The organism is Kitasatospora sp. NPDC101801 (assembly GCF_044766665.1).
Lineage (GTDB): Bacteria > Actinomycetota > Actinomycetes > Streptomycetales > Streptomycetaceae > Kitasatospora.
In genome coordinates, this window is sequence record NZ_JBIWML010000027.1 from 42,673 (window position 1) to 69,665 (window position 26,993).

General features: G+C 72.4%; 21 protein-coding genes. 3 read left to right on the top strand and 18 right to left on the bottom strand.

The window, feature by feature from the left end; translation table 11 throughout:
* Nucleotides 1–190: 190 nt before the first annotated feature.
* Nucleotides 191–1,603, bottom strand: coding sequence for a proline--tRNA ligase (gene proS / locus ACIRPK_RS25325; RefSeq protein ID WP_403041985.1), 1,413 nt, complete (start codon nucleotides 1,601–1,603; stop codon nucleotides 191–193).
* A gap of 199 nt (nucleotides 1,604–1,802) precedes the next feature.
* Between proS and ACIRPK_RS25330 the strand changes: the two genes are divergently transcribed.
* A complete protein-coding gene (locus ACIRPK_RS25330) occupies nucleotides 1,803–2,612 on the top strand; it encodes a class I SAM-dependent methyltransferase (protein ID WP_403041987.1) in 810 nt (269 codons plus the stop codon).
* 118 nt (nucleotides 2,613–2,730) lie between these two features.
* Here the strand turns inward: ACIRPK_RS25330 and ftsH are convergent, their stop codons facing one another.
* The 7 genes from ftsH to ACIRPK_RS25365 all read right to left on the bottom strand — a co-directional run bounded on the left by ftsH (nucleotide 2,731) and on the right by ACIRPK_RS25365 (nucleotide 13,082).
* A complete protein-coding gene (gene ftsH / locus ACIRPK_RS25335; RefSeq protein ID WP_403041990.1) occupies nucleotides 2,731–4,653 on the bottom strand; it encodes an ATP-dependent zinc metalloprotease FtsH in 1,923 nt (640 codons plus the stop codon).
* Nucleotides 4,654–4,740: 87 nt separating this feature from the next.
* The gene (locus tag ACIRPK_RS25340) at nucleotides 4,741–5,289 is read right to left on the bottom strand and encodes a GNAT family N-acetyltransferase (protein WP_403041993.1); all 549 of its coding nucleotides are present in this window, start codon (nucleotides 5,287–5,289) and stop codon (nucleotides 4,741–4,743) included.
* Nucleotides 5,290–5,402: 113 nt separating this feature from the next.
* Nucleotides 5,403–6,968, bottom strand: coding sequence for a signal recognition particle protein (gene ffh, locus ACIRPK_RS25345; RefSeq protein WP_403041995.1), 1,566 nt, complete (start codon nucleotides 6,966–6,968; stop codon nucleotides 5,403–5,405).
* A gap of 100 nt (nucleotides 6,969–7,068) precedes the next feature.
* On the bottom strand, nucleotides 7,069–9,492 hold the full coding sequence (locus ACIRPK_RS25350) for a [protein-PII] uridylyltransferase (RefSeq protein ID WP_403041997.1): 2,424 nt from the start codon (nucleotides 9,490–9,492) through the stop codon (nucleotides 7,069–7,071).
* A gap of 97 nt (nucleotides 9,493–9,589) precedes the next feature.
* Entirely contained in the window at nucleotides 9,590–9,928 is a 339-nt protein-coding gene (locus tag ACIRPK_RS25355) for a P-II family nitrogen regulator (RefSeq protein WP_403041999.1), read from the bottom strand.
* Nucleotides 9,928–11,265: an ammonium transporter gene (locus ACIRPK_RS25360; RefSeq protein ID WP_403042001.1), complete on the bottom strand. Its 1,338-nt coding sequence runs from the start codon at nucleotides 11,263–11,265 to the stop codon at nucleotides 9,928–9,930. Before ACIRPK_RS25360 ends, ACIRPK_RS25355 begins: the two co-directional genes overlap by 1 nt.
* Nucleotides 11,266–11,627: 362 nt before the next feature.
* Nucleotides 11,628–13,082, bottom strand: a complete 1,455-nt coding sequence (locus tag ACIRPK_RS25365; RefSeq protein WP_403042003.1) for a hypothetical protein — start codon at nucleotides 13,080–13,082, stop codon at nucleotides 11,628–11,630.
* 479 nt (nucleotides 13,083–13,561) lie between these two features.
* Here ACIRPK_RS25365 and ACIRPK_RS25370 point away from each other — a divergent pair, with 479 nt between their 5' ends.
* Nucleotides 13,562–14,242: a bifunctional DNA primase/polymerase gene (locus ACIRPK_RS25370; protein WP_403042006.1), complete on the top strand. Its 681-nt coding sequence runs from the start codon at nucleotides 13,562–13,564 to the stop codon at nucleotides 14,240–14,242.
* Nucleotides 14,243–14,509: 267 nt separating this feature from the next.
* On the opposite strand, the gene ftsY is transcribed toward ACIRPK_RS25370, so the two are convergent.
* The 8 genes from ftsY to ACIRPK_RS25410 all read right to left on the bottom strand — a co-directional run bounded on the left by ftsY (nucleotide 14,510) and on the right by ACIRPK_RS25410 (nucleotide 23,896).
* Entirely contained in the window at nucleotides 14,510–15,679 is a 1,170-nt protein-coding gene (gene ftsY / locus ACIRPK_RS25375) for a signal recognition particle-docking protein FtsY (RefSeq protein WP_403042009.1), read from the bottom strand.
* A gap of 114 nt (nucleotides 15,680–15,793) precedes the next feature.
* Nucleotides 15,794–19,393 carry a chromosome segregation protein SMC gene (gene smc / locus ACIRPK_RS25380; protein ID WP_403042011.1) on the bottom strand — a complete coding sequence of 1,200 codons (3,600 nt, stop codon included), beginning with the start codon at nucleotides 19,391–19,393 and terminating at the stop codon, nucleotides 15,794–15,796.
* Nucleotides 19,394–19,620: 227 nt separating this feature from the next.
* The gene (locus tag ACIRPK_RS25385) at nucleotides 19,621–19,824 is read right to left on the bottom strand and encodes a hypothetical protein (protein WP_184913900.1); all 204 of its coding nucleotides are present in this window, start codon (nucleotides 19,822–19,824) and stop codon (nucleotides 19,621–19,623) included.
* A gap of 394 nt (nucleotides 19,825–20,218) precedes the next feature.
* Entirely contained in the window at nucleotides 20,219–20,503 is a 285-nt protein-coding gene (locus tag ACIRPK_RS25390; protein WP_403042014.1) for an acylphosphatase, read from the bottom strand.
* Nucleotides 20,504–20,524: 21 nt separating this feature from the next.
* Nucleotides 20,525–21,139, bottom strand: a complete 615-nt coding sequence (locus tag ACIRPK_RS25395) for a hypothetical protein (protein ID WP_403042016.1) — start codon at nucleotides 21,137–21,139, stop codon at nucleotides 20,525–20,527.
* Nucleotides 21,136–22,158, bottom strand: a complete 1,023-nt coding sequence (locus ACIRPK_RS25400; RefSeq protein ID WP_403042018.1) for a WXG100 family type VII secretion target — start codon at nucleotides 22,156–22,158, stop codon at nucleotides 21,136–21,138. Before ACIRPK_RS25400 ends, ACIRPK_RS25395 begins: the two co-directional genes overlap by 4 nt.
* Nucleotides 22,155–22,469, bottom strand: a complete 315-nt coding sequence (locus ACIRPK_RS25405) for a type VII secretion target (protein WP_403042020.1) — start codon at nucleotides 22,467–22,469, stop codon at nucleotides 22,155–22,157. The genes ACIRPK_RS25400 and ACIRPK_RS25405 overlap by 4 nt, the downstream gene beginning before the upstream one ends.
* Before the next feature lie 98 nt (nucleotides 22,470–22,567).
* Nucleotides 22,568–23,896 (bottom strand): hypothetical protein, encoded by a 1,329-nt coding sequence (locus tag ACIRPK_RS25410; protein WP_403042022.1) that lies wholly within the window; start codon nucleotides 23,894–23,896, stop codon nucleotides 22,568–22,570.
* A 170-nt stretch (nucleotides 23,897–24,066) separates the two neighbouring features.
* Here ACIRPK_RS25410 and ACIRPK_RS25415 point away from each other — a divergent pair, with 170 nt between their 5' ends.
* The gene (locus tag ACIRPK_RS25415) at nucleotides 24,067–24,978 is read left to right on the top strand and encodes a hypothetical protein (protein ID WP_403042025.1); all 912 of its coding nucleotides are present in this window, start codon (nucleotides 24,067–24,069) and stop codon (nucleotides 24,976–24,978) included.
* Nucleotides 24,979–25,339: 361 nt separating this feature from the next.
* Here the strand turns inward: ACIRPK_RS25415 and mutM are convergent, their stop codons facing one another.
* Together mutM and rnc are read right to left on the bottom strand one after the other, a co-directional pair.
* Nucleotides 25,340–26,197 carry a bifunctional DNA-formamidopyrimidine glycosylase/DNA-(apurinic or apyrimidinic site) lyase gene (mutM, locus tag ACIRPK_RS25420; protein ID WP_403042028.1) on the bottom strand — a complete coding sequence of 286 codons (858 nt, stop codon included), beginning with the start codon at nucleotides 26,195–26,197 and terminating at the stop codon, nucleotides 25,340–25,342.
* A 22-nt stretch (nucleotides 26,198–26,219) separates the two neighbouring features.
* Entirely contained in the window at nucleotides 26,220–26,993 is a 774-nt protein-coding gene (gene rnc, locus ACIRPK_RS25425; protein ID WP_403042031.1) for a ribonuclease III, read from the bottom strand.

A 26,993-nucleotide genomic window follows, 5' to 3' on the forward strand; every position in this document is an offset into this window, starting at 1 on the left:
TCGAAATTGACAGGGCCACGGGCCGTACACCGTACCGCTAGTTCAGCACGACCGGGAGTTGACCGGTCAGTAGTCTCACCAGACAGTCAGTCAGCGGTACAACAATCACACCGCATTAGTCGTACCCGATGACGCACAAAGACCGGACCGATCGCAATCGGTAAGCAAAGGGCCCGATTCATACGTCCGATCAGTAGGCGCGCGCCACGATCGCGACGTTGCCTTCCTGATCGTCCGTCAGCGGCACCGAGCCGTCGGCGGCGACGATGCAGCGGACCGACACGCCCTGCTCGGCCAGCTTGGCCTCGCCGGCCGGGCCGAGCTCGGCCCAGGAGATCCGGCCCCAGCCGGTGGCGGCGGCCTCGACGGCCTCCTCCAGGTTCGCGACCTCGACGGTGCGGGAGATCCGGCGCTCGCGGGACTGACGGAGCAGCAGGTCCTGGTCCTCCTCGAGGATGCCGGGCAGCAGCGCGGCCAGGCCGTCGATCGAGACCGGCTCCTTGCCACCGGGGATCCGGCGGGCCAGCATCGCGGTGCCGTTCTCCAGGTCGCGCGGACCGACCTCGATCCGCAGCGGGACGCCCTTGAGCTCCCAGTCCACCGCGCGGCGGCCGAACGGGGTGTCGGTCTTGTCGTCGACCACGACCCGGATGCCGGCCGCCTCCAGCTGGGCACCGATCTCGCGGACCTTGGCCAGCACCGCGTCGTCACCCTTGATGGCGAGCACCACGGCCTGCACGGCGGCCAGTCGCGGCGGCACCCGCAGACCGTTGTCGTCGCCGTGCGACATGATCAGGCCGCCGACCATCCGGGTGGAGACGCCCCAGGAGGTCTGCCAGACGTACTCGCGCTCGGCGCCCTGCAGCTGGTACGTGGTGTTGAACGCCTTGGCGAAGTTCTGGCCCAGCTCGTGGCTGGTGCCCATCTGCAGCGCCTTGCCGTCACCCATCATGCCCTCAAGGGTGAGGGTGTTGATGGCGCCCGCGAAGCGCTCCTTCGCGGTCTTCCGGCCGAGCACCACGTCGATGCCGAGCACGTTGGTCATGAAGTCGCCGTACACGGCGGTGTGGATCATCGAGGCGTACGCCCGGGCGTCCTCGTAGGTGGCGTGGGCCGTGTGGCCCTCCTGCCAGAGGAACTCGGTGGTGCGGAGGAAGATCCGGGGACGCAGCTCCCAGCGGACCACGTTGGCCCACTGGTTGATCAGCAGCGGCAGGTCGCGGTGGCTCTGCACCCACTTGGAGAAGTACTCGTTGATGATCGTCTCGGAGGTCGGCCGGACCACGACCGGCTCGTCGAGCTCCTTGCCGCCGCCGTGGGTGACCACGGCGAGTTCGGGGGCGAAGCCCTCGACGTGCTCCGCCTCCTTGGTCAGGTAGGACTGCGGGATGAACATCGGGAAGTAGGCGTTCTGCGCGCCCGCCTTCTTGATGCGCGCGTCCATCTCCTGCTGCATCCGCTCCCACAGGCCGTAGCCGTACGGTCGGATGACCATGGTGCCGCGCACCGGACCGTTGTCGGCCAGCTCGGCCTTGTTGATGAGGTCCTGGTACCAGCGCGGGAAGTCGTCCGCCTGAGGAGTGAGAACGGGTGCCTTAGCCATGGGGCAGATCGTACGGGGCCGAGGGCCCTGACTGTGAATCGGATTCGGTGGGGGAGCGCCGGGGGCGCACCCGCCCGGCGCGCGGACAGCACCCGGTACACCTCTGGACGCCGGAGCCCGGGGGCTGTTCGCTGGTCTCGGGGCGGGACTCCGGGGGGCACATTGGCAACGAGCACCCAAGGACCGGATGGAGGCCGTGATGGCTTCGGCGCAGGTGACCGGCACGATCTCGGAGCGATCCCGCACACCCGGGTGCACCGGCCCGCACAGTCGGGCCAGGGACTGGGCGGAGATCCAGGAGCGGATGCTCGTCCCGCTCTACCAGGCCGTCCACGAGCGGCTGGAGGTCGGCCCGGCGACCTCCGTACTGGGCCTCGGCTGCCGGTCGGGGCTGGCACTGCTGCTGGCCGCCGAACGCGGTGCCCAGGTGTCCGGCCTGGAGTCCGACACCGAGCTGCGGGAGCTGGCGCAGGGCCGCCGGCTCCAGGTGCAGGAGGCTCCCCTGACGGCGGAGTCCGTCGCCCACTCGGCCCACTCCCTGGTCACAATTTTCGAGCAGTTGCAGACCACCCCCTCCCCCACCCGGCTGGTGGCCGCCGCCGCCCGGCGGACACTGACGGGCGGTCACCTGGTGCTGGCCTCCTGGGGGCCGCCCGAGCGGTGCGAGAGCGCCGCCGTGCTGGAGGTCGCCCAGCGGCAGGCGGGGCGCACGCCGGGTCGTGACCCGTTCGCGCTCGGCGCGCCCGGGCGGCTGGAGGAGCTGCTCTGCTCCGCCGGTCTGCGGCCGGCCGGTGGCGGGCGGGTGAGCTGCCCGTTCGCCTACGCCGATCTGGACAGCGCGGTCCGCGGGATGCTCTCCACCGGGCTGTTCGACCTGGCCCTGGCGGCGGCCGGTCCGGCCCTGGTGGCGAAGGAGCTGGAGGAGGCGCTGCACCCGTTCGTCCGTCCGGACGCCTCCGTCCGGATGGTCAACGTGTTCCGCTACGTGGTCGGTGAACGGGTGAACTGAGCGCACCCGACACCGTAGGGGCGCGCCCGGCAGTCGGCGCGCCCCACGGTCCCTCAGATCGGGTCCGGCCAACCCGGACCAGGCGGACCCGGACCAGGCCACCCCAGGCCAGGTCCGGTCAGGCCAGGTCGAGCGCCTTCCGGTCGACCCCCGCCGCACGGTAGGCCGCCTCCTCGTCCAGCGTCTCCGCCTCCAGCAGCGCGGCGGCCAGCTCGTCCAGCTGCGGCCGGTGCTCCGTCAGCAGCCGGACGGCGTCGTCGTAGCACTCGGCGACGATCCGCCGGGCCTCCTCGTCCACCGCGTCCAGCGTGGTCGGGGCGGCCGACAGTCCGTACGCGCCCTGGGTGTCGTTGGGTACGGCGGTGAGCCGGCCGACCCGTTCGCTCATGCCCCAGCGGCCGGCCATGCCGCGGGCGATGTTGGTGACCTGCTCCAGGTCGCTCTCCGCGCCGGTGGTGATCACGCCGTAGACCACCTGCTCGGCGGCCATCCCGCCCAGCGCGCCGATGATCCGGCCGCGCAGGTAGGGCTCGGTGTAGGAGTACCGGTCGGTGTCGGGGGTGGAGAGCGTGACGCCGAGGGCCCGGCCGCGCGGCACGATGGTGATCTTGCGGACCGGGTCGGCGCCCGGCTGCAGCATGCCCAGCAGCGCGTGCCCGCTCTCGTGGTACGCGGTCCGCTCGCGCTCCTCCTGCGGCATCACCAGCGGGCGGACGGCCCCCAGTTGGACCTTCTCCAGGGCGTCCGAGAGGTCGGCCGGCTCGACCGCGTCCTGCTTGCGCTTGACCGCCAGCAGGGCGGCCTCGTTGACCAGGTTGGCCAGGTCGGCGCCGGTCATCCCGGGGGTGACCCTGGCGACCTGGCGCAGGTCCACCGCCGGGGTGAGCGGGACGGACCGGCTGTGGATCGCCAGGATGGCGGCCCGGCCCTCCCGGTCCGGCGGGCTGACGGTGATCCGGCGGTCGAAGCGGCCCGGGCGCAGCAGCGCCTGGTCGAGCACCTCGGCCCGGTTGGTGGCCGCGATCACGATCACGCCCTCGGAGCCGGAGAAGCCGTCCATCTCGGTGAGGATCTGATTGAGCGTCTGCTCCCGCTCGTCGTGCCCGCCCATCCCGCCGCCGCCCCCGCGCTGGCGGCCGATGGTGTCGATCTCGTCGATGAAGATGATCGCGGGCGCCACCTTCCGCGCCTCGGCGAAGAGTTCGCGGACCCGGCTGGCGCCGACGCCGACGATCATCTCGATGAACTCGGAGGCGGAGGCGGAGAAGAACGGCACGTTCGCCTCGCCCGCCACGGCGCGGGCCAGCAGCGTCTTGCCGGTGCCCGGCGGTCCGGACAGCAGCACGCCGCGCGGCATCTTGGCGCCGAGCTTCCGGTACTCCCCCGGGTTCTTCAGGAAGTCGACCACCTCGGTGAGTTCCGCCTCCACCTCGTCGATGCCGGCCACGTCGGCGAAGGTGGTGCGCTTGCCGTCCTCGGGGGTGACCGGTTTCGGCGGGGCCTTCCGGCCGAAGCCCGCCCCGCCCATCCCGCCGGCCATCTTCCGGGCCACCAGCACCCAGATCAGCACCAGCAGCAGCATCGGGGCGAGCGAGAGCAGCAGGTTGGCCAGGAAGCTGCGCTGCTGGACCACCGGCTCGGCGGTGACGGTGACGTTCTGCTGCTGGAGGGTGGTCCAGAGCTGGTCGTCGGCGAAGGCCGGGCGCTGGGTGGTGAACTCGGTGTAGTTCCCGCGGGCGCCGTCCGGTTTGGGGGCGGCGGCCTTCAGGGTGCCCTCGATCGCGTCGCCCTTGGAGTAGATCTTGGTGACGTTGCCCTTGCCGAGCTGGCTGTTGAACTCGGTGTAGGAGACCGTCGTACTGGCCCCGCCGCCGAAGTAGTTCAGCAGCGCCTCGGCAACCAGGAACACGGCCAGTGCGGTCAGCACCAGCCCGATCCAGCCGCCGGGCATCTTCCGGCGCGGCGGCGGCGGCGGCGGTGGCGCCCCCTCGGACCGCCAGGGCTGGTCGGGGGTCTGACGAGGCGGTACGGGATTACTCACCCATCGGACGATACGGACGTATGCCCAGGTCGGCCAACCCGCAACGCCGCCCGGCCGGCGCCGGCGGACCGCCGCCGGCCGCACTGCTCAACGGCCCGTCGTGACCCCCGGCCACTCCTCCGCCGTCAGGGCGAACCGCTCGTGGTCACGCCAGGCGCCGTCCAGGAACAGCATCCGGGGGGTGAAGCCCTCGTGCCGGAAGCCGAGCCGGCGGGCCAGCGCGATCGAGCGCTCGTTGGAGGGCTGGACGTTGATCTCCAGCCGGTGCAGCCCGAGCCCGCCGGCGGTCTGCGGCCCGAAGCAGCGGTCCACCACCAGTCGCATGCCCTCGGTCATCCGCCCGGTGCCCGCGTACGGCAGGTAGGAGTCGTAGCCGAGGGCGGCGTTGCAGAACCGGCCCATCACGATGTTGGCCACGTTGCACTTGCCGACCAGGTCGCCGGAGGCCAGGTCGGTGATCAGGAAGGTGCGCAGCCCGGGGCCCTGACGCTCCAGCAGTTCGGGCAGGCCGTCCGGTTCGACGGGGTTCCACCGCCCGACGTGGTCGGCGGAGCGGCGCACCGCCTCGGCGTACGGACCGGCGTCGGCTGTCATCGGGGGTCGAATCGTCACTCGCACCCCTCCATCATCGAACATGCCGGGAACAGCGCGAGGACCCGCCACCCCGAACGGCACGACGGCCCGCCACCCCGAACGGCACGACGGCCCGCCACCCCGAACGGGGTGACGGGCCGTCGGCCGTGGACCGCTCAGAGCAGGTCCTTGAACTCCTTGGGCAGCTGGAAGTCGGCCGGGCCCTTGCCCGCGCCGAGACCGAACGCGCCGCCCTCGGCGGGCGCGGCCGGGGCACCGGGGCCGAGCGCCTTGCGCTCGGCGGCGGCCGCCTCCTCCTGGGCCCGCTTCAGCGGGTTGCCGGACTTCTTCCGACCCTTGGCGGGCTGGGCCTTCTTCAGCGCCTTCTTGCCGCCGCCCCCCATACCGGGGATGCCCGGCATCCCGGGGATGCCCTTGCCGGAGGCCATCGCGGACATCATCTTGCGGGCCTCGAAGAACCGCTCGACCAGGTTGCTGACCTCGCCGACCTGGACACCCGAACCCTTGGCGATCCGCAGCCGGCGCGAGCCGTTGATGATCTTCGGCTCGGTCCGCTCGGCGGGCGTCATCGACTTGATGATCGCGCCGACCCGGTTGACGTCCTTGTCGTCGATGTTGTTGATCTGCTCCCGGATCTGCCCCATCCCGGGCAGCATGCCGAGCAGCTTGGAGATCGAGCCCATCTTCTGGACCTGCTCCAGCTGGGACAGGAAGTCGTCCAGCGTGAAGTCCTTGCCGCCGCCCTGAAGCTTGGAGGCCATCTTCTCGGCCTCGGCCTGCGAGAAGGTCTGCTCGGCCTTCTCGATCAGCGACAGCATGTCGCCCATGCCGAGGATCCGGGAGGCCATCCGGTCCGGGTGGAAGGCGTCGAAGTCGTCGACCTTCTCACCGTTGGAGGCGAACATGATCTGACGGCCGGTCACGTGCGCGACCGACAGCGCGGCACCACCTCGGGCGTCACCGTCCAGCTTGGACAGCACCACACCGGTGAAGTCGACGCCCTCGAGGAACGCCTGCGCGGTGACCACCGCGTCCTGGCCGACCATCGCGTCGACCACGAACAGGACCTCGTCCGGGTCGACCGCGGCGCGGATGTCCGCGGCCTGCTGCATCAGCTCCGCGTCGATGCCCAGGCGGCCGGCGGTGTCGACGATCACCACGTCGTACTGCTTCTGCTTGGCGTACTCGATCGAGTCACGGGCGACCTGCACCGGGTCGCCGACGCCGTTGCCCGGCTGCGGACCGTAGAACGCGACGCCCGCGCGCTCGGCCACCACGCCGAGCTGGGTCACCGCGTTCGGGCGCTGGAGGTCGCAGGCGACCAGCAGCGGGGTGTGCTTCTGGCTCTTCAGCCAGTGGCCGAGCTTGCCCGCCAGGGTGGTCTTGCCCGCACCCTGCAGACCGGCCAGCATGATGACGGTCGGGCCGGTCTTGGCGTAGCGGAGGCGTCGGGTCTCGCCACCGAGGATGTTGATGAGCTCCTCGTTGACGATCTTGACGACCTGCTGGGCCGGGTTCAGCGCGCCGGTGACCTCGACGCCGAGCGCACGGTCCTTGACCTGCTTGATGAAGGCCCGGACCACCGGGAGGGCGACATCCGCCTCCAGCAGCGCGATCCGGATCTCACGGGCGGTGGCGTCGATGTCCGCCTCACTGAGGCGGCCCTTGCCCCGGAGGTTCTTGAACGTCGCTGCGAGGCGATCGGAAAGAGTGTCGAACACGTCGGTCGCGGGTCCCTTGCGGCATCGGTACGGGTACGGTCGTCGCCCCCAGGGTATCGGGCCGCTCCGGGAACGTTCCCCACCGCGGTCGAATCCCCGGTCAGCCCAGCGCCGCCTGCACCGCCGCAGCCACCTCGCGGGCCCGCGCGGCGGTCAGCGGACGGCCCGCCGGATCGGTCACGTAGAAGGCGTCCACCGCGTCCGCGCCCAGCGTGGAGACGTGCGCGGTACGGACCCGGACGCCCGCCGCGTCCAGCGCCCGGCCGATCCGGTGCAGCAGGCCGGGGGCGTCGTGCGCCCGGACCTCCAGCACGGTGGCGGTGCTGGACGCGCCGCCCGGCGCGACCGAGACCACCGGCGGCGGGGTGGCGATCCCCCGGCGGCGGGGTGCGGCGGCGTCCCGCTCGGCCAGCTTGCGGGCCACGTCCAGCGAGCCGTCCAGCGCCCGGCGCAGGTCGGCCCGCAGCCTGGCCCCCTCGGGGAGTTCGCCGTACTCCGCCGCCACCGTCCAGGACAGCAGCTGCACCGGCCCCGCCCCGACCGGGTCGAGCTCGCGCAGCCCGGCCGAACGGACCGTCAGGCGGTGCAGTGCCAGCACCCCGGCCACCGTGCCGAGCAGGCCGGGCTGGTCGGGCAGCGCCAGGGTCAGTTCCACGCCCATCGGCTCGGTGGCGAACGAGTCCTGCTGGGTCTGCGCGAGCAGGGTCAGCGCCGGTCCGCCGGTGCGGCCGGCCTCCACCGCGAGCCGCTCCTCCTCCGCGGTCGGCTCGGCGTCCGCCGGGTACCAGCTGCCGCCCGCCAGCTGCTCGGCCGCCCGCTCGGCCAGCCCGCGCACCAGCGAGGCCCGCCAGCCGCTCCAGGCGGCCGGGCCGGTGGCCGTGGCGTCCGCCTCGGTCAGCGCGTGCAGCAGCTCCAGGTGCGGCAGGGTGCCGACCACCTTGGTGATCAGGTCGACGGTGGCCGGGTCGTCCGGGTCCCGCCGGGTCGCGGTGTCCACCAGGGTCAGGTGGTGCCGGACCAGCAGCGCCAGGGTGTCGGTGTCGGCCTTGTCGAAACCCATCCGGGCCGCCACGTCGCGGACGATCACCTCGCCCGCCTCGGAGTGGTCGCCCGGCCAGCCCTTGCCGATGTCGTGCAGCAGCGCGGCCACCAGCAGCAGGTCGGGCCTGGCCACCCGGCGGGTCATCGCGGCCGCCTTCACCGCCGTCTCGATCAGGTGCCGGTCCACCGTCCAGCGGTGCACCGCGTTGCGCTGCGGACGGCAGCGGACCCGCTCCCAGTCCGGCAGCAGACGGGTGATCAGCCCCTCCGCCTCGTACGCCTCCCAGACCGGGATGGCCGCCTCGCCCGCGCCCAGCAGGGTGATCAGCTGCTCGCGCGCCTCGTCCGGCCAGGGCACCGGCAGCGGCCTGGTCTCGGTGGCCAGCCGGCGCACGGTGGCGTAACCGACCGTCAGACCGGCCTGCGCGGCGGCGGCGGCCGCGCGCAGCGCCAGCACCGGGTCCTGCCCGGGCCTGGCGCCCTGGGCCAGCACCGCCTCGCCGTCCTGCTCGACCACGCCCTCGGCCAGCGGGCGCCGCTCCACCGCGCCGCGCGCCACCGCACCGCTGCCCCGGCCGGCGCCGGTGAACGGGAAGGCCAGCCGGGAGACCCGGCGGCCCCGGCCGGTGCGGGCGGCCAGTATCCGCTCGACGGAGCGCCAGGTGACGTCCCCGGCGTAGCTGATGGTGCGGGCCGCCTCGTAGACCTGCCGGAGCAGGATGTCGGCGTCCAGCACGCCGAGCCGGGCGGCCACCTGGTCCTGCTCCTGCAGGGCGAGCCGTTCGGTGGCCCGCCCGGTGGTCAGGTGCAGCGCGTCCCGGACGTCGGCCAGCCGGGCGGCGGCCGCGTCCAGACCGTCCCGGGGGGCGTCGGCCAGCCAGCTCGCGGCGATCGCGTTCAGCGCCACCACGTCCCGCAGGCCGCCCCTGGCCTCCTTCAGGTCCGGCTCCAGCAGGAACGACAACTCGCCGTGCCGCTCCGCCCGTTCGAGGCAGGACTGGCGCAGTTCGGGGAGCCTCTTCGGTGCGGTGGCCCGCCAGTCCGCCAGCACGTCGGAGCGCAGCCCGGCGGTGAGCTCCGGGTCCCCGGCCAGGTGCCGGGCGTCCAGCAGGCCCAGCTGGGCCTTGAGGTCCTCGGCCGCCACCGCGCGGGCCTCGGCCGGGGTGCGGACGGCGTGGTCCAGCGCGGCGCCGCCGTCCCAGACGGGGTACCAGATCCGCTCCGGCAGCGTCGGGTCGATCGGGCCGGTGTGCAGCAGCAGCACGTCCAGGTCGCTGCGCGGGGAGAGCTCGCCGCGGCCGTAGCCGCCGACCGCCACCAGGGCGGTGCCGGCCGGGGCGCCGGCCGCCGCGTACAGGCCCGCGAGCCAGCCGTCGGCCAGCCGGGCGAGTGCGGTGCGGCGGGTCACCCCGCCCAGGCCCGGTTCGGCCAGCAGCCGGGTCCGGGCGGCGGCGTAGTCGGAGGGCTGGTCGGTGCTGGTCACGGCGAGTTCCCCGTCCGTCGGTGCTGCGGGACATACGCGTCCGGCGGACCGGCCGCCCCGAGGGGAGACCGGCCCGCCAAGGACCTCGATTCGAATGCTAGATCGCGTCCGGGCCGCGCTCGCCGGTCCGCACCCGGACGGCGGTGTCGACCGGGACGCTCCAGACCTTGCCGTCACCGATCTTGCCGGTGCGGGCGGCCTTCACCAGGACCTCGATGACCTCGTCGGCCGCCTCGTCCTCGACCAGGACCTCGATCCGGACCTTGGGCACCAGGTCGACGGTGTACTCCGCGCCCCGGTAGACCTCGGTGTGGCCGCGCTGCCGGCCGTAGCCGCTGGCCTCGGTGACGGTCAGTCCGTGCACCCCGTGCGCCTGCAGCGCGTTCTTGACCTCGTCCAGACGGTGCGGCTTGATGACTGCGGTGATGAGCTTCATCAGGCGTCGACCTCGGCCTTCTTCTCAGCGGTGACGGCGGAGCCGACGGCGGCGGGAGCGGCGACCGAGGCACGGCCCAGGCTGGCCCCGACGGCGCTGAAGTCGTAGGCGGACTCGGCGTGTTCGGCCTGGTCGATGCCGGCCACCTCGACGTCCTCGGAGACCCGGAAGCCGATCGTCTTGTCGATCGCCTGGCCCAGCAGCCAGGACAGGACGAAGGAGTAGACGCCGACCACGGCGACACCCAGCGCCTGCTTGCCGAGCTGCCCGACCCCGCCGCCGTAGAACAGGCCCTGCGCGGTCTGGCCGACCTTGCCGGTGGCGAACAGGCCGATCAGCAGCGAGCCGATCACCCCGCCGACCAGGTGCACGCCGACCACGTCGAGCGAGTCGTCGAAGCCCCAGCGGTACTTCAGGCTGATCGCCGCGGCGCAGGCCGCACCGGCGATCAGGCCGATCGCAATGGCGCCGAGCGGGCTGACCGAACCGCAGGCCGGGGTGATCGCGACCAGACCGGCCACCGCGCCGGAGGCGGCGCCCAGCGTGGTGAACGCGCCGTGCCTGATCTTCTCGTAGGCGAGCCAGCCGAGCACGGCGGCGGCGGTGGCCACCTGGGTGTTGACGAAGGCCATCCCCGCGACCCCGTTGGCGGCCAGCGCCGAGCCGGCGTTGAAGCCGAACCAGCCGAACCAGAGCAGACCGGAGCCGAGCATCACCAGCGGGAGGCTGTGCGGACGCATCGGGTCCTTCTTGAAGCCGATCCGCTTGCCGAGCACCAGGCAGAGCGCCAGGCCCGCCGCACCGGCGTTGATGTGCACCGCGGTACCGCCGGCGAAGTCGATCACGCCGTTCCGGTCCCCGAGCCAGCCGCCGTTGCCGCCGTCGAAGAAGAACACCCAGTGCGCGACCGGGAAGTAGACCACCGTCACCCAGAGCGCGATGAACAGGCCCCAGGCGGCGAACTTGGCCCGGTCCGCGACCGCACCGCTGATCAGCGCCGGGGTGATGATGGCGAACATCAGCTGGAAGGCGGAGAACGCGGTGACCGGGATGGTGCCGGTGATGTCGTTCAGGCCGATGCCGTGCATGCCCAGGTAGTCGAGGTTGCCGATCAGACCGGCACCCGCGTCGGGGCCGAAGGCGAGCGAGTAGCCGTAGAGCACCCAGAGCACGCTGACGATCGCGAGCGAGATGAAGCTCATGGCCAGCATGTTGAGCGTGCTCTTGACCCTGACCATTCCGCCGTAGAAGAAGGCCAGGCCAGGCGTCATCACCATGACCAGGGCCGCACAGATGAATACAAAGGCGGTATCGCCCGCGCTGAAGCCGTCCGGCATCGGCGTCTCCTCGTGAATGAATGCCGCTCCACCCGCAGGATCCCTGTCCCGTGCCACCCGGGGTGTCGGCGATGAAGAGGAGAGTGTCGAAGGCTGATTTCGGCCGATGCGGCCAGGTGTTTCGCAGCCGTGACGGGGCGGACGGCGGCGTTACGAGGAGATGAACTCCGGCCGTGCCATGACAGAACTGGGTTACCGTACGGCCCCGTCGGATGCCGGGGCCCGGACGGTCACCGGCCGTGGGGCCACCGGGGCTGCGGGGCCGGGGGAGCCCAATCGCGTGCGAACCTGTGGTGGCCCCACGGCCGGGGTACGGGGGCGGAGTTGGCCGGAACCGGACGGTGCCGGGGCCGGCCCGGCGCTCAGCCGGTCGGGACGAACTCCGGGATGTCCTGCACCACCAGGTCGGCCAGCTGGCCCACCTCGGCGACGTCCTTGAAGTTCCGGGTGGCGGCGGCGGAGGTCTTCCTGATCCGGGTGTTCAGCCGCTCGGAGCGGACCCGGGTGGCGATGTCCACGGCCCTCTTGGCCATCACCACGGCCTGCTCCGGCTCGTTCTGCAGCAGGTGCACGCTGGACATGCCGATCAGGTTGAAGGCGTAGCTGCGGACGTGGTCCGGGTCCTCCCGGAACAGGTCCACCGCCCGCTCCATCACCGGCGCGGACATCGAGGCGTACAGCGGGCTGCGGGTGGTGTGGTAGGCCAAGTCCCGGTAGGAGTGGGCGTTCTCCGCGTTCAGCTCGGCCAGCGAGAAGAACTTCAGCCAATCCGGGTCGTTGTCGCCCCGGCCGCAGTCACTGAAGGTGTCCTCGGCCAGCCGGGCCGCCCGGGCGCAGCGGTTGACCTCGCCGATGGTGGAGTAGGCCCGGGCCTCCATCGCGAACAGCAGCGACTGCTGGCGCGGGCTGGCGCTGTCCCGGCTGCCGTACTGGGCCAGGTGGATCAGCTCCAGGGCGTCCTCGCCCCGGTTCAGGTGGATCATCTGGCGGCTCATGTCGGTCAGGATCTGCGCGCCGAACGGCCGGTCCCCCGCCTCCTTGGCCGCGTGCAGCGCCAGCACGTAGTACTTCTGCGCGCTCGGGTGCATGCCGACGTCGTACGACATCCAGCCCGCCAGGTGGGCGAGTTCGGCGGTGAGCCGGAACAGCCGCTTGGTGGTCTGCTCGGGGTAGCTCTCCTGCAGCAGGTCGGTGACCTCGTGCAGCTGGCCGACCACGGCCTTGCGGCGCAGGCCGCCGCCGTTCTGCGCGTCCCACTGGCGGAACATCACCGTGGTCTGCTCCAGCAGTTGGAGCTCGGGCTCGGAGAGCCGACCGCTGAACTGCTCGCCGCCGCCGGCCGCCGCCAGGATCGGGGTCGGGGTGCCGGCCTGGTTCGGGGCCAGCCAGCGCTGCATCGGCTCGATCAGCGCGGTGCCCGCCGTCAGCGCCAGCGAAGTGCCGAGGAAACCCCGGCGGTTGAGCATCAGGTCGCTGCGCGAGTACTCGCTGATCAGCTGCACCGTCTGCGGCGCGCTCCACGGCAGGTCGACGCCGCTCTCCACGGTGCTCACCGGGACGGCGGTGCGCAGCCCGAGGTCCTCGATCGAGACCACCGAGCCGAACCGCTCGGAGAACAGCTGGGACATGATCTTCGGAATCGGCTCCCTGGGCTGCTCACCGTCCAGCCAGCGGCGCACCCGGGAGGTGTCGGTGCTGACGTGGTGCGCCCCGATCTGCCGGGCCCGGCGGTTCACCTGACGCGCCAACTCACCCTTGGACCAGCCGCTTCGGCCGAACCACGAGGTCAGCTTCTCGTTCGGTTGCTTCTCTGCCATGGGAACGTCCCCATCCCGCCCGGCCCCCGCACAGAGGCCCCGCTCGTCTCGCCCGCTCTTGACCGCCTCATACCCGCCCGATGTGGACGGTCCGCTGCGCTCCGTGTGCTGAACGTAACGCGACAACCGCCATCCGGGGGAGCGTCACCCGAGAATCGCCACCTTTCGCCACCCCCACGAGTGAACTACGCAAGGGCACCGCGCGCTTCACTGGTAGTCGACGAAGCAGTCGCCCAACTCACGCGTACCACAGGGATCTTGACGGCCCGACAGGCCGGTTGGCCAGGAAGGGAACTCCCGTGCAGCACCGACGATCCGGTATCCGCGACACCGACGCAAGGAGCCTCCTGGCCCGCACCGCGCGAATCGGAGCACTTCGGCTGCTGCGCGCCGCCGACGCGCGACCCACTTCACGCCGGACAATCGACGGACCGTCACATTCCCGTAACCACCGGCAATCCGAACCTGTTGGGGGAGGCATGGACAACCTCTTCGGCGAGCTGCGCTTCGGCTCCCGCCGCCGGCTGCGCGGCACCGCATTCGAGGCGGCCGCGGAGTACACCGGCCGCTGGGGCTGGGCGGTGACCGTCGGCACCGGCACCACCCGCGCCGACGGCCGGTGCACCTGCCAGGCCACCCACTGCGCCGCACCCGGCCTGCACCAGGGGCTCGGCCCCGCCCACACCGTCGACCCGGCCACCGGCGCGGGCGCCGCCGACCTGAACCGGCTGCGCGGCGGCGAGACCGCCCTGCTGCTGCCGACCGGCCGCGCGTTCGACGTCCTGGACGTCCCGGCCCAGCCCGGTCTGCAGGCTCTGGTCCGGCTGGAACGGATGGGCACCCAGGTGGGCCCCGTGCTCGGCCTGCCGACCGGTCGGCTGCTCTTCTTCGTCGCCCCCGGCGCAGCCCAGCGGCTGCCCGAACTCCTGTACCGGATGGGCTGGGACGACACCACCCTCGACCTGGCCTGCCACGGCGAGGGCGACTACGTGGCCGCCCCGCCCACCACCCTCGGCCCCCTCGGCCCCACCCGCTGGCTCCGCCGCCCCTGTCGCGACAGCGCCGCCTGCCCCCCCGAGGCCCGCCTCCTCCTCGGCACCATCGCCTACGCCTGCCACCGCACCCGCGAACGCACCGCCGAACCGGCCTGGACGGCCTGAACGTACGGCTCCGCCGCATGGGCGCACGTGGTGCACCACCAGGGGCTCGGGGAACTGCGACGCCGACCCTTGCAAGGTGATCGTCGCGTAGATGGTCAGGCACTTTCGCAGTGACCCGCACGCCAGATCTCCTCGCAGTTCCCCGAGCCCCTGGGTAGTCGACCGCTGGGCGCCTGCCTACAGTGCAGCCCTGAGCCCCTGGGTGGTCGACGGCTGAACGCCTGCCTAGAGCGCAGCCCCGAGCCCCTGCGAAAGTGAGGCCCGGCGTTACTCGCCGATGAGCGCGTCCACGAACGCCGCCGCCTCGAACGGCGCCAGGTCGTCCGCACCTTCACCGAGCCCGATCAACTTGACCGGCACGCCCAGCTCCCGCTGCACCGCGATCACGATCCCGCCCTTCGCGGTCCCGTCCAGCTTGGTGAGCACGATCCCGGTGATGTCCACCACCTCGGCGAACACCCGCGCCTGCACCAGCCCGTTCTGACCGGTGGTGGCGTCCAGCACCAGCAGCACCTCGTCCACCGGACCGTGCTTCTCGACCACCCGCTTGACCTTGCCGAGCTCGTCCATCAGACCGGTCTTGGTGTGCAGCCGGCCCGCGGTGTCGATCAGCACGGTGTCCGCGCCCTCGGCGATGCCCTCCTTGACCGCGTCGAACGCGACCGAGGCGGGGTCACCGCCCTCGGGCCCGCGGACGGTCCGGGCGCCGACCCGCTCGCCCCAGGTCTGCAACTGGTCGGCGGCCGCCGCGCGGAAGGTGTCGGCCGCGCCGAGCACCACCTTGCGTCCGTCCGCGACCAGCACCCGGCCGAGCTTGCCCGAGGTGGTGGTCTTGCCCACACCGTTCACGCCGACCACCAGCACCACGGCCGGACGGCCGTCCTCGTGCTTGGCGGTCCGCAGCGAACGGTCCGCCCCGGTCTCGATCAGGCCGACCAGTTCCTCGTGCAGCAGGGACCGCAGCTGGTCGGGCGTGCGGGTGCCGAGCACCTTGACCCGGGTCCGCAGGTTGTCCACCAGCTCCTGGGTGGGCGCCACGCCGACGTCGGCGGTGAGCAGGATCTCCTCGATCTCCTCCCAGGTGTCCTCGTCCAGCCGCTCGCGCGAGAGCAGCGTGAGCAGCCCCTTGCCGAGCGAGTTCTGCGAGCGGGACAGTCGGCCGCGCAGCCTGACCAGTCGTCCGGCGGTGGGCTCCGGTACGTCGAGGGCGGGTGCAGCGGGTACCTCGGGCGGGAGCGTCACCTCCTCGACGGTCTTGACCGGCTCGGGCGTCGGGACCGCCGACTCCTCGCCGACCCCGGGCTCGCGCGGGGGCGTGATGACGGGCGCCTCGGCCTTGGGAGGCAGTTGCTTACGTCGTCTGCCGCTGACGACGAGGCCCGCGATCGCACCGACGGCGACCACGGCGATGACTACGGCAAGGATCAGATATTCCATAACGGACCCAGTATCCGCGACAGACCCGCCCCCGAGAACGGGGACATTCGTCCCTTATGACGTATCAGCTGGAATTTGCACCATTTCGCCCTATGCCCACGGCCCCCGGCGGGCTCACTCCGGGCCGGGCTCCGCACCGACCGGGACCTCCTGCTGTCGGGGCACCGCGCGAACCGGACGCTCGCGGTGCTCCTCGCGCAGCCGCTGGCTGATCACCTGGGAGATCCCGTCGCCCTTCATGGTGACGCCGTAGAGCGCGTCGGCCGACTCCATGGTGAGCTTCTGATGGGTGATCACGATCAGCTGCGAACTCTCCCGCAGCTCCTCCATGATCGCGATCAGCCGCCGCAGGTTGGTCTCGTCCAGCGCCGCCTCCACCTCGTCCATCACGTAGAACGGGCTGGGGCGGGCCTTGAAGATCGACACCAGCAGCGCCACCGCCGTCAGCGATCGCTCACCCCCGGAGAGCAGCGAGAGCCGCTTCACCTTCTTCCCCGGCGGCCTGGCCTCCACCTCCACCCCGGTGGTCAGCATGCTCGAAGGATCGGTCAGCACCAGCCGCCCCTCCCCGCCGGGGAACAACCGGGAGAACACGCCCTCGAACTGCGCCGCCGTGTCGTGGTAAGCGGCGGCGAACAGCTGCTCCACCCGGACGTCCACGTCCCTGACGATCTCCAGCAGGTCCCGTCGGCTCCGCTTCAGGTCGTCCAGCTGTTCGCCGAGGAACTGGTGCCGCTCCTCCAGCGCCGCGAACTCCTCCAGCGCCAGCGGATTGACCTTGCCGAGCTGCTGGTACGCCCGCTCGGCGGCCCGCAGCCGCTTCTCCTGCTCGGCCCGGACGTAGGGACGTGGCTCGCCCGCCTCCTGCCCCTCCTCCGGCAGCGGCGGCGGCACCGGCTGGGCCGGGCCGTACGCGGCCAGCAGCTCCTCGCCCTCGATGCCGAACTCCTCCAGCGCCTTGGCCTCCAACTGCTCGATCCGCAACCGCTTCTCCGCCCGGAGCACCTCGTCCCGGTGCCCCGCGTCGACCAGCTTGTCCAGCTCGCCCTTGAGTTCCCGGCCGTGCTCGCGGCCGCTGCGCAGCTCGGACTCCCGCTCGGCCCTGGCCTGCTCCACCTCGGCCCGCTCGGCCTCGGCCCGGGTCAGCGAGACCTCAAGCCGGGCCAGCAGCTGCCGTGCCCCGGCCGCCACCGCGCCCGCCACCGCGGCCTCGTACCGGGCCCGCTCGCGCCGCTCGGCCGCCCTGGCCCTGGTCTCCCGCTCGGCCCGGGCCGCCCGGTCCAGCTGGTCGGCCCGACCGGTCAGGCCCCGGACCCGCTCCTCGTGGGTGCGGACCGCGAGCCTGGCCTCCAGCTCGGCCTGCCGGGCCTCGGCGGCGCCCCCGGCCAGCTCGTCCCGGCGGGCGCCGTCCGGCTCGTCCTCCCCCGAGTCGGCCGACTCCTCGGCGGCCGCCAGGCGTTCGGCCGACTCCTCGGCCGCCGCCAGGGCCTGGGCCAGTCCCTCCTCGGCGCGGTGCACCGAGGCGGCCAGCCGTTCGGCCTCCCCCGCTGCGGCCCTGGCCTGCCCGCCGAGCCGGCCGAGTGCCCCGGCGACCCCGGCCCGCTCCTTCTCGGCGGCCCGCCGACGGGCCGCCAACTCCTCCACCTCGGTCGCCAGTTCGCGCTTCTCGGCGGTCACCGAGGCCAGCTCGCCGGCCAGCCGCTCGCACCGCTCGGCCAGCTGCTCGATCCGCCCGGCCGTCTCGGCCACCGCGGCCCGGGTCTCCAGCAGGCTCGGCGCCCCGGCCGCCCCGCCCTGCGCGTACCCGGCGGCCAGCACGTCGCCGTCCCGGGTGACGGCGGTCAGCTCGGGCCGAGACTCGACCAGTCGGCGCGCCTCGTCCAGCCCTTCCACCACCACGGTGCGGGCCAGCAGCGCGGCCACCGCCGGCATCAGCTCGGCGGGGCCGGTCACCAACTCGGCTGCCCCACCTCGCTCACCGTCCGCTGCCCCCGCTCCGGCGATCAGCAGCGCCGCCCGACCGGCGTCCTCGCCGCGCAGCAGCCGCAGCGCGGCCACCGCCGCGGCCAGCCCGTCCACCGCGACGGCCTCCGCCGCCGCGCCGAGCGCCGCCGCCACCGCCGTCTCGTACCCGGGCTCGACCTCGAGCAGCTCGGCGGCCGGGCCGAGCACCCCCGTCAGCCGCTCCCCCGCCGCCAGCAGTGCCCCGCTGCCGTCCTTGCGGCGCAGCCCGAGCGAGAGCGCCTCGTGCCTGGCCAACAGCCCGGCCCGCTCCCGCTCGGCCAGCCCGAGCGCGTCCCGTACGGCGGCCACCCCGGCCTCCGCCCCCGCCACCGAGGCCCGGGCCCGCTCGTACGCCGCGTCCAACTCCTCGTCCCCGGTGATCTGTTCGTCCACCTGTCGCTGCAACTCGTCGAACTCCGCCTGCGCCGCCTCGGCCCGCAGCACCGCCTCCGCGCCGGCCTCGGCCAGCCGACCGATCTCGGCCTGCGCCCCGGCCGCCCTGGAGCGGGCGGCGGCGGCCTGGCCCTGCATCCTGGCCAGGCCCTCCCTGCGGTCCGCGATGGCCCGCGCCGCGACCTTCAACCGGCCTTCCTCGGACGCCAGTTCACGCTCCAGCTCGCCCCTCCGCTCGACCGCCTCGGCCAGCGCGTACCGTGCCTCCTCCAGCGCCTCGGTCAGCGCGGCCTCCTCCTCCCGGACCCGCTCGGCCTCCCGCTCCAGCTCCTCCGGGTCCCGCCCGCGCCGCTCCTCGCCCTGCGCGCTGCCGGCCGCGTGCCGCACCCGGGCCTCGGCCAGCCCGACCGTCCCCCTGGTCCGCTCGGCCAGTGCGGAGAGCCGGTACCAGGTCTGCCTGGCCTCCTCCAACTGTGGCCCGAGCTGCTGGACCTGGGCCTCCAGGACGGCCTCGCGCTGCTGCGCCCGGCTCAGCTCCTGCTCGACGGTGGACCGGCGGAGCCGGAGTGCCAGCTCGTCCGCGATCTCCGCCTCGACCGCCCTGCGCAGGGTGAGCAGGTCGTCGGCGAGCAGCCGCAGCCGGGCGTCCCGCAGCTCGGCCTGGATCCCGGCGGCCCGCCGGGCGATCTTCGCCTGCCGGCCCAACGGGCCCAGCTGGCGGCGCAGTTCGGCCACCAGGTCCTGCACCCGGTTGAGGTTGGCGGCCATCGAGTCCAGCTTCCGGAGCGCCTTCTCCTTGCGCTTGCGGTGCTTGAGCACCCCGGCCGCCTCCTCGATGAAGGCCCGGCGGCCCATCGGGTCGGCGTGCAGCACGGAGTCGAGCTGGCCCTGCCCGACGATCACGTGCATCTCCCGGCCGATGCCGGAGTCGGAGAGCAGCTCCTGGATGTCGAGCAGCCGGCAGGTGTCGCCGTTCAGCGCGTACTCGCTGCCGCCGTTGCGGAACATCGTCCGGGTGATGGTCACCTCGGCGTAGTCGATCGGCAGCGCGCCGTCGGAGTTGTCGATGGTGAGGCTGACCTCGGCCCGGCCGAGCGGCTGGCGGCCGCTGGTCCCGGCGAAGATGACGTCCTCCATCTTGCCGCCGCGCAGCGACTTGGCCCCCTGCTCGCCCATCACCCAGCTGAGCGCGTCCACCACGTTCGACTTGCCGGAGCCGTTCGGCCCGACCACACAGGTGATGCCGGGCTCGAAGCGCAGCGTGGTGGCGGAGGCGAAGGACTTGAACCCGCGCAGCGTCAGACTCTTCAGGTGCACGCGCCCGCTCTCCTCACCTCGGCTTCTTCCTCCGTTTGCCGACTGTATCCGGCAGTGCGGACGATGAGCGGGCAGGCGGCGGTTTGGCCACGCCGGGGCTGGGCACTCTCCCTGGCAAAAGGTTCCGCGCACGACGAAGGGACGCCACGCGGGCGTCCCTCGAAAGCTGCGACCCGTACGGGAAGCTCAGTGCGCAGCAGCGTCGATCAGTGAAGACCGGGTCGTGATCAGGTGAGTGCCGGCTCCCGCTGATCCAACTCGATGCTGCTGAGCAGCGAGTGCTCGTCAGCGACAGCGATGAGTGCGTCGTTCTCGGCCTGCATCCGAGTGAGCTCGGATTCCAGGTCCTGGACGCGCTGCTGAAGCCGTCGCATCTCGGAAAGCATTCGCGGGTCGGGGCCGCCGACGTACCCGAGAAGCGCCTTTGCCATGATGAATGGTCCTCCACGCTGAGTGACCGAACCTGTGCGGTATGGGTCTAGGGGGAAGGGGAGTCACGCACCCGTCCGCGGGCCGGAAGTGCTGGCTGGGCACTACGGGAGAGCCGTGTGAGCTGGGCTCACGACGGCATGACCCTGCCGGGAGAACGCATATTGGTGCGCGGGCTTTCAGCGTCTCACCAAAGACGGTACGGGTCAACACGATCACCGCACGCTACCGCGACCCTGTCACCTGCATGGCGGGGAACAACACGCCGTGCGGCCGGGCGGGGGCCCATCCGACCTCAGATGGATCACTGCTCGCTGCGGAGTCAACCACGAGTCTGCCCAGAAGGCAACCGCCTGACACCGTCACTTGCCGGGGGCCTCAGGCGTACGGCTGGTCTCAGCGGATCGCGAAGCTGTCGTACCCCTCGCCGGTCGCGGTCCAGATCTCGGTCACCCCGGTGACGGCGCCCGGGGTGCCGGGCCCGCGGAGCAGGGCCAGCAGGTGCTCGCAGCCGGCGTGGCTGCCCTCCGCCACCACCTGCACCCGGCCGTCCCCGAGGTTGCTCGCGTAGCCGGTCAGTCCGATCTCCAGGGCCCGGGCCCTGGTCCACCACCGGAAGCCGACCTCCTGGACCTTGCCGCGCACCCAGGCGGTGCAGCGGACCGGATCATCGCTGTGCATGGGCACGACCCTAACCCGGGGTCAGCGGGCCGTACCGGCCAGCACCCGGGCCTGCTCGGCGTCCATCTCGATCGCGGCCAACGAGCCGTCCGCGAAGTGCAGGTCGACCCGGTCGGACATCGCGGTGTGTCGCAGCTCGACCTTGCGCAGCTGTCCGTGCGGGAGCTCGCCGAGCACGGTGACGCCGACGGTGTGCGAGGCCTTGAAGATCACCGTGCGGCCGCCGGCGAGTACCAGCTGCGCGCCGTCGTTGTCGGGCAGGCCCACGCCGGAGCCGTGCCGGACCGCGAGCACGAACTGCCCGGCCTGGCTGGTCCAGCCGCCCCGCAGGCCACGCCCGCGGAACAGCCGGCGGAGGTTGCGGACGAAGCCGAAGATGCTCTCGTAGACCGCCTCGACGACGACCGCGACCAGGTCAAGCAGCACCATCAGCCCGAGCAGGGCGGCCGGCCCTGGCTTGCCCCGCTGGTGCTTGCGCGGCACCCGGCGGATCAGGTCGCTGAGCTTGAGCTCCAGCACGGCGTGGACCTGTTCGTTCGGCCGCAGGTACGGCGCGACCAGCGGCCGGTACGAGTCGCCGCCGAGCGGACGGGGCTCGGCGAAGCCCTGGGGTGCGCCGTACTGACCCGCTGTCATCCGAATGCCTCCTCGAGCCGGGCCCGGTCGACCCGGTACGGCGCTCCCTTGGGGCCGCCGTCCAGCTCGCCGGTGACGGCGTCCACGGTGGCGTCGTCCTTGGCCGCGTCCAGCAGCGAGCCGCCGTAGTCGCCCGCGCCGATGACGGTGCCGACGCCGGTGGCGATGCCGCCCTTGACCGCTCCGAACACCATCTTGGTGCCCTGGGCGGCGGCGAACTCGCCGGCGGTGACCGCCGACGGGGCGGCGAGCAGGTTCCGGCCGGTCGCGAGCCGCTCGCCGAGGCTGCCGACCTTGCGGACCGCCTTGGCCGCGTTCAGGCCTTCCTTGATGGTCCGGAACGACTTGCCCGCGCTCTGGATCGTGCGGACCGCCTTCATCAGCTCGGTCAGCGTGTCGGCCAGCTTCTGGGAGACCCGGGCGACCCGGGCGATGAAGATGGTCACCTCGGCCTCGACCACCAGCGCGTTGGTCACCGCAGCCAGGCCCAGGGTGACGATGTCGACCAGGATCATCGCTGCCAGGGTGGCGATCAGGACCTCGATCGCCTCCCGGATCAGCTCGATCACCAGGTTCTCGGCCAGCTGACAGGCGGCGGCCGCCTGGCTGATGATCTGCGCCACCTGATTCATGTCGGCGGCGGTGGCGTCGATCGCCTCCACCACCTTGCCCATGTGGTTGCCGAACGCGGTCGCGGCCTCGCCCTCCCACTGCCCGGCCAGGGTCGCGCCGCCCGCGCGCAGCTCGGCGGCGACCTGCTGCATCGCCAGGGCCTGGGCCTGCCACTCGTCGGCGGCACGGGTGAGGGTCTCCAGCTCGCCGGTGACCTCCTCCAGCATGCCCATCAGACCGGTGAACTCCAGGGCCCCCCGGACGGCGTCGTCCAGGCCCGCGTCCAGCCCGTCGGCCACCGGGTTGCTGAAGCTCGGCAGCGGCAGCAGCGGCTCGCTGACGAAGTCCCGGGTCCACTTGAAGCCGGCGCCCAGGTCACCGAACGAGACATCGGTACCGGCGATCACCGGCCACCCCCGTAGACCGAGGCGATCGCACCGTCCTGGCCCGCGTAGTTGTCCGCCGAGTGCTGGAGCCCCTCGGCGGTGCCGGTGAGGACCTCCTGCAGGTCGACGAGGTTCTGCTGCTCGGCCTCGGCGTGCTCCTGGTACGCCTCGAACAGGTTCTGCGCGTCCGGCAGCTTGCCGAAGTCGTTGGAGTTCAGCGTCACCGCCGCCAGCCGGGCCTGGATCTGGGCGATCCGTTCCGCCTGCGCATCGACCAGTTCCGCATACGTCCTGAGTGCGCCCGGTTCGACCCGGAAGCCTTGCTCCCCCATGAAACTGCCCCTTACTGCTATGCCTGGCTGATCATCGTACTGTCAGCCTCTCGGCGATCAGCAGGCAAGGGGCTTCACACCATCCGCCGCAGAGGGCCTCAGAAGCCCCCGAAGTCCCCTCCGCCTCCGAAGTCACCGCCGCCGCCACCGTCGAAGCCACCGAAGTCCGACGGGTTGAAGTCGGCGCCGGAGTCGTCCCCGCCCTGGTAGCCCTCTCCGCCGGCCGCCCAGGCGGTACCGGGCGAGGCCACCATCGAGCCCAGCATGGTGCCCACCAGCAGCCCCGGCAGGATCCCGCCGCCGAAGTAGCCGCCGGCCCACGGGCTGTACGCCGGGCCCGCGTTCCAGTACGGCTCCCGGCCGTGCTCGGTCTGCACCGTACGGATCTCCGGTTCCTGACCCGCCGCCAGCCGGGCCGCGTCCGCCGCGCAGACCGGGACGGTACGCCGGGCCGCACCCGCGGGCGCCCAGTCCGCGTCCTTCGCGGACGGGCCGTGCCGGGGGTCGAAGAAGCACGGCGGACGGCGGTCCGGCAGCGGCCGCCCCTCCCGACGGGCCGTCAGGGTGGCCAGCGCGAACCGGCCGTCGGCCAGCGCCTCGGCCACCGGACGGACCTGCTCGGGGGCGGTAGCCGCGTCCATCGCGCGCTTGGCGCCCTCGTAGCAGTCCAGCGCGTGCGCGTAGTCGGCCCGCTGGGTGTCGTCCGCCGCCGGGTCGCCCGGCGCGAAGTCCAGCCGGTCCAGCTCCTCGCCGAACGCGGTGATGTCCTCGTCCACCACCACCCGCAGCTGCTCCAGTTCGGCCCTGGCCTGCTCCTCCTTGCGCCGCTTCGAGCGGCGGAACAGCAGGAACACGCCGGTGCCGGCCAGCGCCAGCAGGGCCACCGGGATCACCACCGCCGCCACCCCGGCCCCGCCGCCGTCGGCGGCCGCCACGCCCTTGCCCTTCACCTGGCCGACCGCCTGGCCGACGAAGTCGGTCAACGTGCCGTTGATGTCACCGGGGTGGGCCCGCAGCGCCGCGCCGGCCAGGTTGTTCGCGGCCGCGGTGGAGATCGCCGCCGGGTCGGCGAAAGCCTTGAACTCCTCGCCCCGCCAGATCGCGTACAGGCCGGTCACCCCGACCCTGGTCCGCAGGTCACGGGCCACCGTCTGGGCCGGGTACTGCTCGTCCGCCGGGACCACCGCGACGAAGACCGGCTTGTCGGCCGCCCTGATCCGCTCGGTCAGCGCCGCCGCGTCGGCCGTGGAGAACCGCCCGGTCATCGCCGGGTCCACGTAGACCTGACCCTGTTTCAGTACCCGGGCCGCCTCCTCCACCCCACCGGTCGCCGCCGAGGCGGCGGTGGCGGGCAGCAGCAACAGGGCGGCCAGCACCAGTGCCAGGAGGACGGCGGCCTTCGAGCGGCTGAGCTGCGTGGTTCTCATGCCTTCGACGCTACTCGTACCGGTGGCCTTCGGCCCCATACCTCCGGTCGGCACCTCCCCCGCCTTCGGGACGACCCCCGGTCCTCCTGGTGGCTGACTCCGGTGCCGGTCCGAGCGGGCATAGTGGTGCCTGATCCACTACGCCTGCCACATCCAGATCGGAGCACCCGGTGATCCTGGGCCTCGTCACCGCCGTCGCGGCATCCGCCTGCTACGGCATCGGCTCGGTACTCCAGGCGGTCGGCTCACGCCGCTCCGCCCGCGAGGAGGCGGCCGCCAACGGCCGCTCCGCCGGGGTCACCGAACACGGCGGCCCGAACCTCTCCTCCACCGCCAAGGCCGCCGTCACCTGGGAGTTCATCCTCGGCACGGTGCTCGACCTGATCGGCTTCGGGCTCGGCGCGCTGGCCGCCCGGCTGCTCCCGCTCTTCCTCTCCCAGACCATCATCAGCGCCAACCTGGTGGTCACCGCCGTGCTCAGCATCAAGCTGCTCGGCATCCGGCTGAAGCGGCCCGAGTGGGCCTCGATCGCGATCCTGTGCGCCGCCCTGGTCCTGCTCGCGGTGGCGGCCGGGCCCGAGGGCGGGCACCACGCGGCGATGGCCGTGCACTGGTGGCTGCTGGGTGCCTCGATCGCGATCATCGGGGGCGGTGCGCTGATCGTCCGACTCCTCGGGGCGAGCGGGGCGATCGTGGCCGGTCTGCTCTCCGGACTCGGCTTCGGCGCGCTCGGGGTCGGCGTCCGGATCCTGAACGGCATCGAGCCCTTCGACCTCGGGAAGCTGGTCTCCGACCCGGCCCTGTACGCGATCCTGATCGGCGGGATCGGCGGGATGTACCTGCACACCATCGCGCTGCAGATCGGCTCGGTGAACGGAGCCACCGCCGCCCTGGTGGTCGGCGAGACCGTCATCCCCGGCGCGGTCGGCGTCATCTGGCTCGGCGACTCGTCCCGGGCCGGCCTCGGCTGGCTGGCCGCCGTCGGCTTCGTCCTCGCCGTCGTCAGCGCGGTCGGCGTCGCCTACTACGGCCAGGGCGAACAGGACCTCTCCGAGGAATCGGAACTCACCTCGGTCTCCTAGGCAGTTGTGCTCAGCCCGCTACGGGGCCAGGGGCCTCGGGGCTGCACCGTAGGCAGGCGCCCAGCCATCTACTACCCAGGGGCTCGGGGCTGCACCGTAGGCAGGCGCTCAACGGTCGACTACCCAGGAGCTCGGGCCTGCGCCCTAGGCAGGCGCTCCACTTGCACTACCCAGGGGCTCGGGGAACTGCGAGGAGATCTGGCGCTCGGGTCACTGCGAAAGTGCCTGACCACCTACGCGACGATCACCTTGCAAGGGCCGGCGTCGCAGTTCCCCGAGCCCCTGGACCGTAGATGCCGAGCCACCTGCAAAAAGCCGGAGCCGCACAACAGCAGAGCCCCGAGCCTCTGACCGTAGCCGGTTACCCTCGCGGGGGCCGCTGGCAGCGGGGGCAGAAGTAGCTGGAGCGGTTCATCCAGGGCTCGCGCCGAACGGCGGTGCCGCAGCGGCGGCAGGCTTCGCCCTCCCGGCCGTAGGCGTCGAGGTCGCGGGAGAAGTAGCCGCTCTCGCCGTTCACGTTGACGTAGAGGCTGTCGAAGCTGGTGCCGCCGACCGCGAGGGCGGCGTTCATCACGTCGCGGGCGTGGCCGAGCAGGGTGGCGGCCTCGGGACGGGTCAGGGTGGCGGTGGGGCGCTCGTAGTGCAGCTTGGCGCGCCAGAGCGACTCGTCGGCGTAGATGTTGCCGACCCCGCTGATCAGCGTCTGGTCGAGCAGGGCCCGCTTCACGGTGGTCCGCTTGGCGCGCAGGGCGGCGACGAAGGCGCCGTCGTCGAAGCGGGCGTCGAGCGGGTCGCGGGCGATGTGGGCGATCGAGAGCGGGGTGGACTCGGGGTCGCCGGGCTCGGCCTCCTCGACCGCGAGGCCGCCGAAGGTGCGCTGGTCGACGAAGCGCAGTTCACGCCCGCCGTCGGTGAACCGGAGCCGGACCCGGAGGTGCGTCTCGTCCGGCACCGCGGCGTCCTGGACCAGGAGCTGACCGCTCATGCCGAGGTGGCCGATCAGCGCTTGGTCGCCGCCGAGCGGCACCCAGAGGTACTTGCCGCGGCGCTGCGCCTCCCCCAGGGTCGTCCCGGTCAGCCGGGCGGCGAACTCGTCCGCACCGCCCGGCTGACGCCGGACCGACCGTGGGTGCAGCACCTGGGCCTCGGCCACGGTACGGCCGGCGGCCCAGCGGGCCAGGCCACGCCTGACCACCTCGACCTCGGGGAGTTCGGGCACGCCTGCCGCCTCAACTCTGGTGTCAGCTGGTGGGGTTGAGCTGTTCCGCGTACTTGGCGCGGATCGCCCGCCAGGCGCTCTCGGCGGCCTTCTGCTCGGCTTCCTTCTTCGACCTGCCGCTGCCGTGCCCGAAGTCCTCGCCGGCCACCCGGGCGGCGGCGTCGAAGGTCTTCTCGTGGTCGGGGCCGGATTCGGCCACCACGTACTCGGGCACACCGATGCCCACCGAGGCGGTGAGCTCCTGGAGGCTGGTCTTCCAGTCCAGGCCCGCGCCCAGCTGAGAGGACTCCTCGATCAGCGGGTCGAACAGGCGGTGGACGAAGTCCGTCGCGGCGTCCAGCCCCAGGTCCAGGTAGATGGCGCCGATCACGGCCTCGACGGTGTCGGCGAGGATCGACGACTTGTCACGGCCACCGGTCCCCTCCTCGCCCTTGCCGAGCCTGATGAAGGTACCGAGTTCGAGCCCACGGCCGACCTCGGCCAGCGCGCGCGAGTTGACCACTGCGGCACGCAGTTTGGCGAGCGTTCCCTCGGCGACCTCCGGGTGGAGGCGGTAGAGGGTGTCCGTCACGACCAGGCCCAGCACCGAGTCGCCCAGGAACTCCAGGCGCTCGTTGGTGGGCAGCCCGCCGTTCTCGTAGGCGAAGCTACGGTGCGTCAGGGCACGCACCAGAAGGGCGCGCTCGAGTACGAACCCGAGGCGCCCTTCCAGAACGTCGTATTCGGTCGAAGCCGGACCGCCGGCCTTGCTCCCGTTGGCAGGAGCCGACTTGCGGGGTGAGTTACTGTCCGACAT